12 protein-coding genes are annotated in these 15,451 nt (G+C 38.9%); 8 read left to right on the top strand and 4 right to left on the bottom strand.

The features are described 5' to 3' along the window. Nucleotides 1-3: 3 nt before the first annotated feature. The 4 genes from ACIQXP_RS10875 to ACIQXP_RS10890 form a co-directional block, all read right to left on the bottom strand. On the bottom strand, nucleotides 4-933 hold the full coding sequence (locus ACIQXP_RS10875; protein ID WP_387505375.1) for a TIGR01777 family oxidoreductase: 930 nt from the start codon (nucleotides 931-933) through the stop codon (nucleotides 4-6). Continuing rightward, complete coding sequence (locus tag ACIQXP_RS10880; RefSeq protein WP_387505374.1) at nucleotides 930-1,754, bottom strand: DUF393 domain-containing protein; 825 nt, start codon at nucleotides 1,752-1,754, stop codon at nucleotides 930-932. Before ACIQXP_RS10880 ends, ACIQXP_RS10875 begins: the two co-directional genes overlap by 4 nt. Before the next feature lie 237 nt (nucleotides 1,755-1,991). Next, nucleotides 1,992-2,531 carry a GbsR/MarR family transcriptional regulator gene (locus ACIQXP_RS10885; protein WP_387505373.1) on the bottom strand — a complete coding sequence of 180 codons (540 nt, stop codon included), beginning with the start codon at nucleotides 2,529-2,531 and terminating at the stop codon, nucleotides 1,992-1,994. An 18-nt stretch (nucleotides 2,532-2,549) separates the two neighbouring features. After that, complete coding sequence (locus ACIQXP_RS10890) at nucleotides 2,550-3,644, bottom strand: alginate lyase family protein (protein ID WP_387505372.1); 1,095 nt, start codon at nucleotides 3,642-3,644, stop codon at nucleotides 2,550-2,552. 129 nt (nucleotides 3,645-3,773) lie between these two features. Here ACIQXP_RS10890 and ACIQXP_RS10895 point away from each other — a divergent pair, with 129 nt between their 5' ends. From ACIQXP_RS10895 to ACIQXP_RS10930, 8 genes are all read left to right on the top strand, one after another. Further along, nucleotides 3,774-6,269: a YfhO family protein gene (locus ACIQXP_RS10895; RefSeq protein WP_387505371.1), complete on the top strand. Its 2,496-nt coding sequence runs from the start codon at nucleotides 3,774-3,776 to the stop codon at nucleotides 6,267-6,269. Between the two features lie 725 nt (nucleotides 6,270-6,994). Further along, complete coding sequence (locus ACIQXP_RS10900) at nucleotides 6,995-7,849, top strand: UDP-2,3-diacylglucosamine diphosphatase (protein WP_387505370.1); 855 nt, start codon at nucleotides 6,995-6,997, stop codon at nucleotides 7,847-7,849. A gap of 20 nt (nucleotides 7,850-7,869) precedes the next feature. Further along, nucleotides 7,870-8,859, top strand: a complete 990-nt coding sequence (locus ACIQXP_RS10905; protein ID WP_387505369.1) for a glycosyltransferase family protein — start codon at nucleotides 7,870-7,872, stop codon at nucleotides 8,857-8,859. A gap of 476 nt (nucleotides 8,860-9,335) precedes the next feature. After that, the gene (locus ACIQXP_RS10910) at nucleotides 9,336-10,316 is read left to right on the top strand and encodes a DUF6427 family protein (protein ID WP_387505368.1); all 981 of its coding nucleotides are present in this window, start codon (nucleotides 9,336-9,338) and stop codon (nucleotides 10,314-10,316) included. A 155-nt stretch (nucleotides 10,317-10,471) separates the two neighbouring features. Next, nucleotides 10,472-11,206, top strand: a complete 735-nt coding sequence (locus ACIQXP_RS10915) for a type III pantothenate kinase (protein WP_293743976.1) — start codon at nucleotides 10,472-10,474, stop codon at nucleotides 11,204-11,206. Continuing rightward, nucleotides 11,187-12,500: a BamG family beta-barrel-assembly machinery protein gene (locus ACIQXP_RS10920; protein ID WP_145858679.1), complete on the top strand. Its 1,314-nt coding sequence runs from the start codon at nucleotides 11,187-11,189 to the stop codon at nucleotides 12,498-12,500. The genes ACIQXP_RS10915 and ACIQXP_RS10920 overlap by 20 nt, the downstream gene beginning before the upstream one ends. Continuing rightward, the gene (locus ACIQXP_RS10925; protein ID WP_090980845.1) at nucleotides 12,500-13,072 is read left to right on the top strand and encodes a hypothetical protein; all 573 of its coding nucleotides are present in this window, start codon (nucleotides 12,500-12,502) and stop codon (nucleotides 13,070-13,072) included. Before ACIQXP_RS10920 ends, ACIQXP_RS10925 begins: the two co-directional genes overlap by 1 nt. A 286-nt stretch (nucleotides 13,073-13,358) precedes the next feature. Beyond that, entirely contained in the window at nucleotides 13,359-15,443 is a 2,085-nt protein-coding gene (locus ACIQXP_RS10930; RefSeq protein WP_293743979.1) for a peptidylprolyl isomerase, read from the top strand. Nucleotides 15,444-15,451: the final 8 nt, after the last annotated feature.

Raw genomic sequence — 15,451 nt, forward strand, 5'->3', positions numbered from 1 at the left:
CCACTACTTTTGGTGCTGCCTGCTTAGCTCGGTCATTGCTTCATCAATCTTTCCGTATCTGAAATCAAATCCATTATTTATCAATATTGTTGGTTTAACCCATCGGCTTTTTAAAATCAGTTCCGTTTCCGTACCGATAATTTTCGCACCAATAGCTAATAACCAGACTGGTGCAGGCAAGCCAAAACTGCGACCAAAAGCTTTTCTGATGCTGCGCATGAAAACATGATTCTTAACCGCTTCTGGCGCAGTGCAATTTACAACTCCTTTAATTTCCGGATGGTCAAGTAGCCATTCAATACTTCTTGCGGTGTCCTCTTCATGGATCCAGCTCATGTATTGTTTGCCACTGCCCTGTTTGCCGCCCATACCCAATTTCACCAGGTTAAGTAAGCGTGGGAATGCTCCATCTTTCAGACCTAAAACAATACCCATTCTAAGTGCTATTTTTCGGGTGTTGGGCGTGTTGGTTTTAAAAAAACAGTTTTCCCAGGCTTTGCATACCTCAACAGAGAAGCCGTTGCCGATTTCGCCTGTAAATTCATCCTGTGGTCGGTCATCTGCATGGCGGTAAATGGTTGCAGAAGTAATGTTGATCCAAAGTTTTGGTGGATTTTTTATTTCTTCAATGGCTTTACCAAGTAAATGGGTAGGAATCAACCGGGAATCAAAAATTTCTTTTTTGTTTTTCTCCGTGTACCTGCAGTTTACATTTTTACCACAAAGGTTAACCAAGAGATCTGCCCCTTGCAAACTGTATACCCAATCTCCTATGGTTTTCCCATTCCAAACCAGTGTTTTAATGTTGCCTTTTTCAGCTTGTGGCTTTCTCGCCAGAATGACTACTTCATCGGCTATGCCGCTAAAATATTTCGCCAATACGCCGGCCAGATAACCATTTCCGCCAGCCAGTATAATTTTTCCGTATTTCATGACCAATTAAAAATGAAGATTAAACTCAAAACAATTAAACGATACAATGCCCAGGTAATGCTCATTACCCAGCCCAGCTTTAATAATTTACTCCTGCGGAGATGTTCTAAAAACATCAATCCAGCAACCATTAAAAAGTAAAATAGGAAAAACGATGGCTGAAAGTCGAAATATTCTGTAAGTATTATGACGGGTAAAAGCATAAGAGAGCCCGCGAAAGAAATGGTCATCATGTTCCCTAAGTAATCCCAAAGTTTTTCCTCTCTATAAAAAATGATAATAGTACCCTGAAAAAATAGCTGTCCACCGCAGATTAAATATTCGCGGTATTTACTGCCTAATGGGACAAAATCTGTCAAAAGATGTGCATAATCTGTCAAAATATAGGCGGTAATGGCCCAGGTTAAAAATAAATATGCAATACGATAGCGTTGGTTAAAACTGGGTTGTAAGGTATTTTCTTTAACTGCTACCGGAATAATCACTTTGCGGTTATAAGAAATAAATGCATAAAGTTTACGCATTAGATAAACAAATGGACTAAATACAAATAAAGGCCTAAAGAAGGGCATGGCATGTGCAATAATTTTGAATAAACTTTGGATGCCATAAGTAACTTCGCCGGTTTCGGTATTCACCAGGGCAATTTCATTAGTCGCCCTTTGATGGTCTACCAGTGGGCAAATATCTGGTGGTATTTCCTGGTAAGGCTCCCTGCCATCTTGCGCTAACATTCCTGTTTTGACAAAAGCTTTAGTATAAGCATAACACATTGGGCACTCATTGTCAAATAATATCACATGGTTTTTAAGCATTTTCATTAATTTAAATTTTGGTATTTTCAGTAAGAAATGAAAGTTTGAGTTAAAAAATAAAGCCGAACAATTGGTCAGGCCTTTTGGGTGAGGTTTAGGACGTGAGGTTTGAGGTTTAGGGTAAGGCTAAGGGTTTAACTCATAAAGTAAATCTCTATTGCTACTTTCATCTCGGTACTTAATACTTTCATCTTGATGCTTGCTACTTTTATATTACTACTCAATCCTACATCCTCTCCCAATCTATTTAAACACTTTCAATATCGAGCCCCAAAACCAACTTTCTTCGGCTTTAAGCATCGTTTCTAAAGTTTTATCTACATTAACCGCAAGCTTGTTAATATCGTTTACTGATTTTTTAAAGGTTTTATACTCCGGATCTTTTTCATCGCCCACCACAGTTGATAGCTCATTTAAAACTTTTAACACAGGATCTAATTCTCTTTTTTTGCGTTCCTTGGCTACCTGGCGTGCAATATTCCAAACATCCTTATCCGCAAAAAAATATTCCTTACGTTCGCCCGCTTTATGTTGTTTTTCAATCAAGCCCCATCCAATTAAATCGCGGAGCGTCATGTTTGCATTTCCCCTTGAAATGCTGAGTGCATCCATAATTTCTTCCGTCGTAAGTGCTTCAGGAGAAATTAACAATAAGGCATGTACCTGGGCCATGGTGCGGTTGATTCCCCATTCGGAGCCTAATTTTCCCCAGGCTTCTATAAATTTTAATTTCGCTGCTGCCAATTCCATAAACAAATATAAATATTGTTTTTTAACTTTCAAAAATTATTGAAAGTTTATTTATTTTGTAAGTCTGCTTTCGCGCTTAATTTCGTCCAGTATGGTTTGCCAGTCGTTACGATTGTTAATGATTTTTTTTAACAGATCAGCCTGTTTCCCATCAAAATACACGGCTAGTTTTAGTACCGGTAAAGCTAAATCCGGTTTGAACATTGTACCCGGCGCAAATCCGGGTTCATTATTTTTGGCCCGGTCTCGATCAAATTTAACAGTCGTGTGTACATATTCTTCATGTTGTTTTTCGCCATTGATATATGGAATCAGCCACTCTACAGATTTTTTAATGGAAGATCTTTTTGGCGACTGATAAGTGTAGAAGTCTGGTCCCTTTGCCCTGTCGATCATAATGGCTAATTTGAGCATCGGTTCCAGGTCATAAATGTGGTAATGCATGGCATCACGTTCTTTAAAATCCAAACTTGTTCCATCGGGAAATAAATTGATGTTAATGTGGCTTTTTAAATTTTCGATTGTCCATTTAATAAACTCCTGATTATTTAAAACATAACCAATTTCACCAACTTCCTTTAACCGGTGCGCGTTCCAGTTGTTAATGGCGGTGGCTCTTCCAGTTTTCATTCGTTTGCTGTTAATCTCGGCACATGCTGTTTCCGTCAGCCATTGTTCAATCTGTTGTTTATCTTTCCCGGCTAGGTCTCTTCTGATCAGATCATAAGCCTCAATGGCTTTATCCAGATTGGTATCGTCAATAGGATCGCCATCTGGTTTATTGATTTTCGCCCATGCACCAAGAAATTCTGCACATTTGTTTAAATATTTCTGGTCATCAGTAATCCGGTATTGCAAGGCCAATGCAGACATTTTGTTCATATCTGCCAGGGCTGATCTGGTTTTCTCTTTTTTTGGATTACCCTTTAATAATCCTTCCGTTCGGATGGTATCAATTGGGTTAGGTATTTCATTGAGGTAGTTTAATGCCGCTTTTTCAAAGCCCTGGTATAATTTTTTAGTTTGCCCGTCATTTTTGATCTGCACTTTTAGCTTTTTGATTTCGTCGTTATTTAAACTTACAATCTGAGCAAGCGAAGAAAAAGTTAAGGCGGCGAGCGCAATCGTAACAACAAACTTTCTCATAATAAATAGGTTGAATTTTTATTCTTGATCACAAATCTAATTTTTTATTCAGCATGCATTTCATTTATTGCTTTTTTATACCGGCCAATTTTTTATTTTTGACGTTCGTTTAAACTTAAACAAACCTTAATGAATAACTGGTTTAATAAAAATGGCATTCACTTGGCCATTATTGCATTTTTTGTAGTCATTACTTTTGCCTACTTCAGTCCTGTTTTACAAGGCAAGGCGCCACAGCAAGGCGATGTTTTGCAGGCTAAAGCCATGCAGAAAGAAATTATGGATATTAAGGCAAAAGATGGTAAAGGACCACTTTGGACCAACCAGATGTTTGGTGGTATGCCCGCTTATCAGATCTGGGTACAGTATCCGCTTAACATTACTACCTATGGTATCGATGTAATTAAAGGGATATTTCCTGACCCAGTTGGAACGGTTTTATTGTACCTTTTAGGCGCGTATTTATTGTTCTGTGTATTGAAGATAAATCCATGGCTTGCAGCTGCAGGCGCTATTGCTTTTGCTTTTACCTCTTATAATTTTATCATTATAGCTGCAGGGCACAGTAATAAAGCTTTGGCTATTGGTTTCTTTGCCCCTATTTTAGCGGCCATAATTCTCACCCTAAGGGGAAGATACCTGGTTGGTGCAAGTTTATTGGCATTGTTTATGGCTTTGGAGATTCGTTCGAACCACATCCAAATGACCTATTATTTATTTATAGCCTTATTTATTTTAGGCTGTATCGAGCTCTATCATGCCATCAAAGCAAAGCAGCTTCAAACTTTTGGTAAATCAATCGCTTATATTGTTGCTGGTATTTTCCTGTCGGTATTAGTAAATGCAGGTACTTTATGGACCACCTACGAGTATGGTAAAGAAACCATCCGTGGCAAATCTAACTTAACAACCGATAAAGCCGAACCTGCAAATGGTTTGGATAAAACATATGCTTACCAATGGAGCCAGGGTGTTGGCGAGAGTTTCTCATTCCTGATTCCGAATATTTATGGCGGTGCCAGCAGTATTGATGAAATGATTAAACCTGAGAGTAATACCTATAAAGCGGTAGAGAAAAGCCTTCAGGGTGTAGATCCACGTCAGGCCATAGGCTATGTTGCACAAAATTTGGGTACTAACCAGTATTGGGGTAATAAGCCAGGTACATCTGGTCCATATTATTTTGGAGCAATTATCTGTTTCTTGTTCGTTTTTGGCTTGTTTATTGTAAAACACCGCTGGAAATGGTGGATCCTGGGAACCAGTGTTTTGTTATTGTTCCTGTCATTCGGACAAAACCTTCCGTTTATCTCTGATCTATTTTTTGATTACCTGCCAGGTTACAACAAATTCAGGGCAGTTGAGTCTATTTTGGCTGTTGTTGGCTTGCTGGTTCCTTTATTGGCAATACTGGCAATAAAGGAAGCACAGGACGGTAAATACGATCAAAAATATTTAGTACAGCGTCTAACATGGTCTGCGGGTATAACCGGTGGTTTCGCCTTAATTATTGCCGTAATCCCGACTGCATTTTTCAGTTTCACACAGACTAACCAACCACAGGTTTTAGAAGCTTTAGCACAAACCTTACAAAATAACCGTGCTGCGGCTATGGAGATTTTAAATGGCGTTGTTGCTGATCGTGTATCTTTGGCGCGTACCGATGCATTACGTTCTTTATTGTTTATCGCCGTTGGTTTTGGTATCACCTGGGCTTTCATCACCAAAAAGATGAATATGCAATTGGCCTTTGGTTTATTGGCTTTGTTTGTGCTGATCGATTTATGGCAGGTAGACCGTAGATATTTAAATAACCAGAACTTTGTAAGCAAATCAGAACTGGAGAATCACTATCAGCCCAGAGATGTAGATAATTTTATCTCCGCCGATAAAGATCCAAACTTCAGGGTTTTCGACATGTCTTTGGGTGATCCTTTCAAAAGCGCAGAAACCTCATATTTTCATAAAACTGTTGGTGGTTTTCACTCGGCAAGGTTAAAACGTTTCCAGGAACTGGTAGATAACCAAATGACCAAAAGCATTAATCAAGACGTTCTTGATATGTTAAATACCAAGTACATCATTACACAAGATCAGCAAAACGGATCGTATAAAATGCAGCGTAACCCAACAGCTGCGGGTAATGCCTGGTTTGTACAAAGTGTGCAGTTTGCTAAAAACGCCGACGAAGAAATGAAGGCAATCAGCAGTTTCGATGCAAAAAAAGAGGCTATTGTTGATGAAAGATATAAAAACCTGATTGATACCAAGCGTTTAGGCACTGGTCAGGAAGGGTTTATCAAATTGACCAGTTACAATCCTGATCATTTAACTTACGAATATTCAACAGCTAAAGATGCAATTGCAGTGTTTTCAGAGATCTATTACGATAAGGGCTGGAAAATGTATGTAGATGGAGTAGAAAAGCCATACTTCAGGGCCGATTACGTTTTACGTGCAGCACAATTACCGGCCGGTAACCATAAGCTTGAGTTTATTTTCCATCCAACATCATATTATACCGGAGAGAAAATCTCTTTGGCAGGATCAATCTTGTTATTGGCCGGATTAGGTTTTGGCTTTTATTCAGAAGAAAAGAAGAAAAAGAAAGCGGTTAAAGCTTAAATTCTTTTTAGATAATTTATAACCCCGTACGATTTGATCCTACGGGGTTTTTTCTTTCGCAACTTTTTTCAATGATATCCAGCCACGAAAACGCAGAAGTACGGAATATCTCCTCGTTTTGTCATCCTGCTTGATAATTTATAGCATGAAAATCAATGAATGAGGTTTTATCTTTGGCTCAATTCTCGCATCGGCTCGCCGCCTGCAACGGGCAGGGGTGATTGAGCAAGAAAAGCATTCCATCTTCAGGGTTGCAGGGTGCACAAACCCTTGTTTCTAAACCCGATAGAGCGGAATAGCCTGGAGCGCAGCGAGGACTAAAAGCGATAGCGGGACTGTAATTGCCAAGAAAGATGAACCGCTCATTTTCGAAATCTAACCTGTAATTACCTTTAGTTTGACCTACAAACCACTTATCTATAACAATCCGAAAGCGGTTGACCAATTAAGCACCCTTACTCATTTTAACAATCTTTATCAAATAGCATAATAATTTAACAGTGTCGTAACATTTGTTTGATATCCAGCGTCTTATCTTTGTAATGAAAATCAGGTAATATGTTAGAGTCATTCTTTGCCGTATGCTTATTAATTGTTGTAATTTATTTCTTTAGCCCGTTTGAGGTAAAACTCGATGAGGAAGAAGAGTGGTAACACGTTTAATTTAACTCTAAACTGCTTAAACCGGGCGGTATTAATATCCTTTCCCCTGAACTTTCCTTTTTATGGATAAAAGAAATCTCGATGTAGTCGTAATCTCTGATGTACACCTGGGTACTTATGGCTGCCATGCTAAAGAACTTTTAAAGTATCTTAAAAGTATTAAACCCAAAACATTAATCTTAAATGGAGATATTATCGATATCTGGCAGTTTAGCAAAAGTTACTGGCCCGAATCGCATATGAAGGTCATCCGTAAGCTGATGAAATTCGTTTCGGAAGGGGTGCAGGTTCATTATCTTACCGGAAACCATGATGAGATGCTTCGCAAGTTCGACGGCATGGAAATGGGTACTTTTCATTTACAGAATAAGTTGATTTTAGAACTGGACGGGAAGAAGGCCTGGTTTTTCCATGGTGATGTTTTTGATGTGACTATGCAGCATTCCAAGTGGCTGGCTAAATTGGGAGCTGTTGGTTACGATACGCTGATCCTGATCAACAGTTTTGTAAATTGGGTATTAACGGCCTTTGGAAAGGAAAAAATGAGCTTTTCAAAAAAAATCAAAGCCAAGTTTAAAGATGCCGTTAAGTTCATCAACAGTTTTGAACAAACGGCAGCAGAACTGGCTATTGAAAAGGGTTACGAGTATGTGGTATGTGGCCATATTCACCAGGCCGAGCAACGCGAAATGGCAACTGCTGCCGGAAAAGTAACGTATCTGAACAGCGGTGATTGGGTAGAAAGTTTAACGGCCTTAGAATACCAGGATAAAAAATGGACGGTGTTTAAGTATGAACACCAGCATTTTACGAAAGATCAACTGGAGGAAGGAATGCTTTCAGATGCAGAAGATTTGAAGAGTAAACTGGACATCAATATTCTTTTGCAGAATATAAAATATGAAATTGCCCAATAATTTTAGATATTCGGGCATAAATGAAGATACTTTACGCAATACAGGGAACAGGTAACGGTCATATCAGCAGGGCACGGGAAATTATTCCTTTGCTTCAAAAATATGGCGAACTGGATATTTTGGTAAGTGGTACGCAGGCCGATGTAAAACTGAGTCAGCCTGTAAAGTACCAATTACATGGTTTCAGTTTCATTTTTGGTAAAAAAGGCGGGGTAGATCATTATAAAACGTGGTTGAATATGAATCTTTTCCGTTTTAGGAAAGATATGAAACAGCTACCGCTTAAAGAATACAATTTAATCGTTAACGATTTCGAACCCGTAAGTGCTTGGGCCTGTAAATTGCAGGGTATAGAATGTGTGTCATTAAGTCATCAGGCAGCATTTAAATCGAAAAAAGTACCCCGCCCAAGAACTCTAGATTGGGGTAAGCTTATTTTGAGCCGCTATGCACCAACCAAACACCACATTGGCTTCCACTTCGACCGTTATGATAGCTTTATCCATACGCCTGTAATCAGGGCAGAGATCCGAAATCTCAAAAATGAAAATTTAGGACACTATACGGTCTATCTCCCGGCCATTGACGATAAACGCCTGGTTAAGCTTTTTAAACAACTCCCTGAAGTCACCTGGCAGGTTTTCTCCAAACACAGCAAAATTGCTTATCGCGAAGGGAATGTTTTTGTAGAGCCGGTTAACAACGAAAAATTTAACAAAAGCCTGGCTACCTGCGAAGGTTTATTTACGGGCGGAGGTTTTGAGGGCCCTGCAGAAGCGCTTTATTTAAAGAAAAAACTACTGGTTGCACCCATGCGTTTCCAGTTTGAACAGCAATGTAATGCCTATGCCTTAAAACAGTTTGGCTTGCCTGTTATCTGGGGAAGTACCCGTAACTGGCTGCCAATTGTTAAAAACTGGGTAGAAAATCCTCAGAAACATGAGTTCGATTTTCCGGATGAAACCGCCCGGATTATTGATGATATGGTGAAGAAATATGCGAGGGTTTAGGTTATAGACCTAAGTCTTTAGTCTGTAGTCCAAAGTGATAGCCAGCAGGTCAAATTAAAATGTCATTATAGGGAGGCTTTTTCAGCTGACGAAGCAATCTCTTATTACAATGTAGAATTCCAATGGACATTATGTGCATCTCTATGTTTTAGCTTTTATGCTTAAATTCAGTCGCAATGTACGAAGTAATCTAAACCTGACAGGAGCGGGCATCCCGATTTTTCATCGGGATAAAGCGTATGGCAGGGCTACCTTAGCCGAAAAGAACAGAAACCTGCTTTCAAAAAAAAATAACACCTTCGCTCTTCAGTATATACTTTTGTTCTTACTCCTCTGTCTCCGACTCAGCTCAGACTAACCATTCTCTAAATCCTGGCTTTAAGCTTTGTTCTTTCCGCTCTAATCTTCTCCCCGCTTTAATCTTTCTTCCCCTACTCTAAAATTATTTTCTTTACTTTGCCTACTCTTTTAAAGGCATGATTAATCAGTTTAGAAAACTAAATCCAGTTAACCTCGTATTCTTGCTGGCGTACACGTTCTTTTTGCGTATTGCCATTTTTCAGGAAACGCATGATCAACTGAACTTTGATTTTTTGGAGCCTTTTGCGCGTTTACTGATCAATATTGACTTAGATCATGCCTTTACTCCTTATACCAATATTTTTATTGCGGCACTTTTAGTGTATGTACAGGCATTAATTTTCAATTGGGTGGTGAATAACCATAATTTATTAGCCAAACCCAATTTTCTGCCAGGGCTGATGTTTATTACAGGAACAAGCTTGTTTATGCCTTTTATGATCCTGAGTCCGGCATTATTATGTAACTTTCTGTTGATCTGGATCATTGATAAATTTTTAAAACTGGGCAAAAGTGCAAATTCCATCACTACCATTTTCGATATCGGGATGATTATTGGAGTTGGAACCTTAATCTATTTTCCGTTTATGGCCATGTTGCTGATGATCTTTTTAGCGTTGTTGCTTTTTAGATCCTTTAACTGGCGCGAATGGGTGGCTGGCTTAATCGGCTTTATTACGGTTTTCTTTTTTCTGGCAGTGTTTTATTACTGGAATGATAATTTAAGCTCGTTTTATCAGATTTGGAGGCCCTTGGGGAATAAGTTCCCCTCGGTTTTTAAAATCAACTATAACGATTATCTGGTGCTGATTCCCGTAACGGTAATTATGATATTGGCATCGCTACAGCTGCGCGAAAATTTTTTCAGAAGTTTCATCAGTACAAGGAAAAGTTTTCAGCTGTTGTTTTTCATGTTTATTATTTCTGCAGCCAGTTTTTACCTTAAACCTAATTTCAGGACCTGGCATTTTTTGCTTTGCGTGCCACCCGGATCGGTACTGCTCGCCTACTATTTCAGCAATGCCAAAAAGCGTTGGTTTTACGAGACATTATTCGTTTTATTTGTGCTTTCCATACAGTATTTTCTTTTTGTTTAACCTTTTTTAACAAATAACTAGAATGAAACTTAACAAAGATTGATAGCTTTGTGAACGATTTTATAATTGAAGCTTTTTAGTTTTAATTAAGATGGATAAAAAAATGGGGACATTGGAATTTCTGAGAACATATTATTTGCAACGGGAGATTTTAAATGCGTAGTTTAAGCATCGATATTGGAAATTCTGCTGTTAAAGTTGGTGTTTTTGCAAATAAAGAAATTGTTCACCATCAGCGTTTTAATAAGATCGGGATACTCGATCTGGCTCAATTGGTTGAGAAGTTTTCGCCAACAAAATCTATCATTAGCAGTGTTAACCAGGAAATCGGGCCGTTAGAGGTATTTTTGAAAAAGCATACAGCTTACATCCGTTTTTCAGCCCTGTTAACAAATGGTGTGCAGAACAGATATAAAACACCGGTTACACTGGGTTTAGATAGGTGGGCTGCTATTCTGGGTGCCAACGGTTTACATCCGGCAGATGCCACTTTAGTGGTTGATGCGGGTACCTGCATCACCTATGATGTTTTAAGCAGCTCCAGAGAATATTTCGGAGGCAGTATAAGTCCGGGTATAAGAATGCGCTTTAAGGCAGTGCACGAATTTACGGGGCGCTTGCCATTGGTAGACTGGAACGAACATGATGAGGTACCGGAGGGAACCGACACTTTATCAGCCATTAAAAACGGTGTTTTACAAGGGATAATAAATGAAATTGAAGGCTTTATTGCCATAAATAATAAAAAAGAAAGTGCTCTGAAGGTAATTATAACAGGGGGGGATGCTAATTTTTTGTATAAACAATTACAAAACAGCATCTTTGCGCCTCAAATTATAAAAGATCCTTACTTAGTATTAAAAGGATTAAATGAAGCTATTGCAGATTAAAATGTACAAAAGAATAAATTATATTGCAACCATACTCGTTCTTGTTTGTGGTTTAAATGCTCAGGCACAGGTTACAACTTCATCACCATATTCAAGATATGGGCTCGGAAATATAAAAGGATCTTTACTGCCTCAGTTTAGGGCAATGGGCGGGATTTCTACCGCTGTAAGCAAAGTCACCGGTTTCAATAATATTAATATGCAGAATCCGGCATCATATGCTGGTATTTCGCTAACCACTATTGATATTGGTATGAGCGCAAGTGTAACCAACCTCACGCGCAACAATTTAAGCGAATCAAGTTTTAACTCTACTTTCAGTCACCTGGCCTTTGCCGCTCCTGTTACCAGAAGATCGGCATTGAGTTTTGGTATTTTACCTTATTCCGATCTGGGTTATAACTACAGGAATACTGTGAAAGTTGATACTACAACCTTAAATCAGCTTTATGAAGGAGAAGGCGGTTTATCAAAAGCCTATTTAGGCTATGGTTACCGTTTTGGCGACCATTTAAGAATTGGCGGTAACCTGGAATACATTTTCGGCAACCTTCAGAACACCCGTGCTACAGAGTTTAACAGTGCAGGTTCTTACAATGCGAAACTTCAGACCAAAAATAGTGTTGCCGGCTTAAGCTATTCTTATGGTATTCAGTACGATTTTACATTAGGTAAAAAAACAATCGTTACCCTGGGTTACTCGGGAAGCACTTCCGGAAAGGTTAACTCTACCCTCACTTCATATGCTACTTTGTATACAAGAGATCAGGACGGGAATGAGAGTACTGCTGCAGATACTTTAAATACGGTAAATAACGGAAAATCAAATCTTACCTTACCCTTAACCCATAATTTTGGGATCGCCATCCAACAGAATGATAAATGGTTAATTGGCGCCGATTTTAGAATGGGTAAATGGTCTAAAACCAGTATCAATGATGTAAACCAGGGTTTGCAGGATAGCTGGGGAGCTTCTTTAGGTGGGCAATGGACACCCGATGCATTTTCTTACAATAGTTACCTGAAGCGTATAGATTATCGTATCGGTTTTAATTACGATAAGACTTATATTAAAATCGGTAATCAGGATATTAAGCAAATGGGTGCATCTTTAGGTTTTGGGTTCCCGTTACCTACTGCAAATGGTGGTACTGCATTTTATAAAATCAATTTTACAACAGAACTCGGACAAAGAGGAACATTAAATAATAATCTGGTTAAAGAGCAGTATATTAATTTCCACCTGGGTTTTACCCTGAACGATACCTGGTTTCGTAAGTACCGCGTAGATTAATGAAATTAAAAGCATTTTTATATGGTCTTTTTCTGGTATTGCCTTTTTTTCTGGCTTCCTGTGGAGACGACGATCTAAAAAAAGCAGATGCTGTTTCGATAAATAAGACCATCCTCTCCCGCGACCGAACGTTAGGTGTAGATATTATTTACAGCGATTCTGCCAGGATCAAAGCAAAAGGTGTTGCCCCGATACTGGATAAAGTTACGCCCGCTAACGGGAGCACTTATCAAGAGATGATCAAAGGGGTTAACATCGACTTTTATAACCCGAACGGCACCATTGATGGAAACCTGGTTTGCGATTATGCCATTAGAAGGGATAATGAGCTCAAAACGGAATTCAGGAAAAATGTAGTAGTGAAAAGCAGTAAGGGTGATACCTTCTCCTCGCAGGAATTAATCTGGGATGAATCAAAGAAAATTTTCTACTCCAACCAGCGGGTATACGTAAAGGGAATTGATGGAAGCGTGGGTGAAGGAATAAATTTCAAGGCACCACAGGATTTTAGTACCTACGAAATGGATAGCGGAAATGGCGAATTGAATATGAAAGAAGGTGTAGCGCCCTGATTGATTTGAGATTTGAGATGTGAGATTTGAGATTTGAGATTTGAGATTTGAGATTTGAGATGTGAGATGGGTGAGGTAAGTCGGAAACCTTCTAAATATTTATAGATTCAAAGCCAAATTTCTTTTCTTCCATCCTCCATTCTTACCTCTCCCGTCCTCCATTCTTGCCTCTTCCATCCCCTTAATAATTAGGTGCTTGATAAATAAAATTTTGTATTTTCTTTTTTAAGGCAAATTTGTATCTTGCGCCCTCTTAAAAAAGAACTAAATAAATTATAAATACAATATGGGATTAATGACATTTTTGCGCAACCGTGCGGGCTATATTCTGGTCTTTGCAATCGGTTTTGCAATTGTTGCATTTTTAGTAGGTGATGCAATTAACGTGGGTAAACCTTTTTGGTCCGCAAATCAAAAAGTGGTAGGAACTATTGATGGTAACGACATCAATATCGATGAATTCGGGCCAAAGGTTGATCAGGGCGTAAACCAGATGAAACAACAATACGGTGGTAGTGCCAATGCTCAGATGACGGCTATGGCTGTTGATCAGGCCTGGAATGCAGAGTTAGCAAAAGTTTTGTTAACTAAAGAGTATGATCGCTTAGGTTTAACCATATCAGAAGACGAGTTGTTAGATCTGTTACAAGGTCAAAACCCCAGCCCGTTGATCAAACAATATTTTTCCAATCCACAAACCGGACAATTGGACCGTGCTACCTTGATGAACTTTTTGAAATCAAAAGATCCTCAGGCTTTGCAACAATCTAATATGTTACAGGAGGAAATTAAAAACCAGGCATTACAAACCAAATATTCCAACTTAATCCGTAATTCGGTTTATGTAACTTCATTAGAAGCTACAGACGAATATAACAACCGTAACAAACTGGCTAATTTCAAATATGTAAGTTTAGATTATGCTTCAGTTCCTGATAAATCGGTTAAATTAACGGATGCTGATTATTCGGAATACTATGATCAGAATAAAGCGCGTTTCAACAATCCGCAGGAAACACGTGCTTTTGAGTATGTTACTTTCAGTATCAGTCCTAATAAAGCCGATTCAATGGCCATCAAAGCTCAGGTAGATAAAATTGCTGCTGATTTCCAGGTGGCTAAAAATGATTCGCTTTTTGCAGCGATCAATTCTGACGTAAAAGTTCCTTTTACCTATATTACAAAAGGTAAATTGGATCCTGCAGTTGATTCAGCGGTATTTGCTTTACCTGCGGGCAGTTTCTACGGTCCGAAATTAAGCGGCAACTCCTACAAAATCGTAAAAGTGGTGGCTACCCGTATGTCTCCTGATTCGGTAAAAGCAAGCCATATCTTAATTGACCCGGCTAAAGTTGGCGGCGAAGATAAAGCACTTAAATTAGCTGATTCATTAAAAGGATTAGTTTTGAAAGGTGGCAATTTTGCTGAACTGGCTAAAAACTACAGTGTAGATGGCTCAAAGGATAAAGGTGGCGAGTTAGGTACGTTTGCGCGTGGTGCAATGGTTCCTGAATTCGAAAATGCTGCTTTTGATGGTAAAACCGGTGATATTAAAGTGGTAAAATCGCAGTTTGGTTATCATGTGATTAAAATTGAAAAGCAAATCGGTTCTTCTAAAGTAGCTAAATTAGCCTATGTAGAAAAAGCACTGGCCGCAAGCAGCAAAACCCAGGCTGCAGCTTATAAAGCCGCGAGCAGTTTCTTAACTGATGTAAAAGGTAACGATTTCAGTAAATTTGCAGCTCAAAAGGGCCTAAAAGTAGGTGTAGCAGATAGAGTTACAGCAACACAAGGATTTGCGGCAGGTTTAGATAATCCACGTAAACTGATCCAGGATGCCTACGCAGCAGATAAAGGCGATGTTTTGCCAGAAATTTATACCATGAGCAATGCTTACGTGGTGGCACGCTTAACCAACATTAGTCCTAAAGGCATTTTATCATTGGCTGATGTGAAAAAAGAAATCGAACCAATGGTACTTAATGCGGTTAAGGCCAAACAATTGAAAGAGAAATTAGTGAATGCTGGTAAAGGAACTATTGATCAGGTGGCGGCGAAAGTTGCCCGTCCGGTTAATCCAGTTCAGAACGTAGTATTTGCTAATCCTGTAATTCCAGGTGTTGCACAGGAAAATGCATTGGTAGGTAGTGTATTTGGTTCACAGCCGGGTAAATTGTCTGCTCCTGTTCAGGGTGAGCGTGGTGTATATGTATTTACCGTTGATGGATTTACAAATCCTGCTCCAATTGCAAATATGTTTAAACAAAAAGAAAGCATGTTGTTAAGTTTAGGTCAGCGTTCATTAGGATCAGCTTTTCAGGCTTTGCAGGATAATGCCAAGATAAAAGACAATCGCGTGAAATTCTATTAATTAGAAAA

The organism is Pedobacter suwonensis (genome assembly GCF_044762335.1).
In the GTDB taxonomy this organism is placed as follows: Bacteria; Bacteroidota; Bacteroidia; order Sphingobacteriales; family Sphingobacteriaceae; genus Pedobacter.

Excerpts from the sequence above, each read along its gene's own strand:
- ACIQXP_RS10905 (WP_387505369.1), top strand. The coding sequence starts at position 7,870 with ATGAAGATACTTTACGCAATACAGGGAACAGGTAACGGTCATATCAGC.
- ACIQXP_RS10910 (WP_387505368.1), top strand. The coding sequence starts at position 9,336 with ATGATTAATCAGTTTAGAAAACTAAATCCAGTTAACCTCGTATTCTTG.
- ACIQXP_RS10900 (WP_387505370.1), top strand. The coding sequence starts at position 6,995 with ATGGATAAAAGAAATCTCGATGTAGTCGTAATCTCTGATGTACACCTG.
- ACIQXP_RS10920 (WP_145858679.1), top strand. The coding sequence starts at position 11,187 with ATGAAGCTATTGCAGATTAAAATGTACAAAAGAATAAATTATATTGCA.
- ACIQXP_RS10875 (WP_387505375.1), bottom strand. The coding sequence starts at position 933 with ATGAAATACGGAAAAATTATACTGGCTGGCGGAAATGGTTATCTGGCC.
- ACIQXP_RS10890 (WP_387505372.1), bottom strand. The coding sequence starts at position 3,644 with ATGAGAAAGTTTGTTGTTACGATTGCGCTCGCCGCCTTAACTTTTTCT.
- ACIQXP_RS10880 (WP_387505374.1), bottom strand. The coding sequence starts at position 1,754 with ATGAAAATGCTTAAAAACCATGTGATATTATTTGACAATGAGTGCCCA.
- ACIQXP_RS10895 (WP_387505371.1), top strand. The coding sequence starts at position 3,774 with ATGAATAACTGGTTTAATAAAAATGGCATTCACTTGGCCATTATTGCA.
- ACIQXP_RS10930 (WP_293743979.1), top strand. The coding sequence starts at position 13,359 with ATGGGATTAATGACATTTTTGCGCAACCGTGCGGGCTATATTCTGGTC.
- ACIQXP_RS10925 (WP_090980845.1), top strand. The coding sequence starts at position 12,500 with ATGAAATTAAAAGCATTTTTATATGGTCTTTTTCTGGTATTGCCTTTT.
- ACIQXP_RS10915 (WP_293743976.1), top strand. The coding sequence starts at position 10,472 with ATGCGTAGTTTAAGCATCGATATTGGAAATTCTGCTGTTAAAGTTGGT.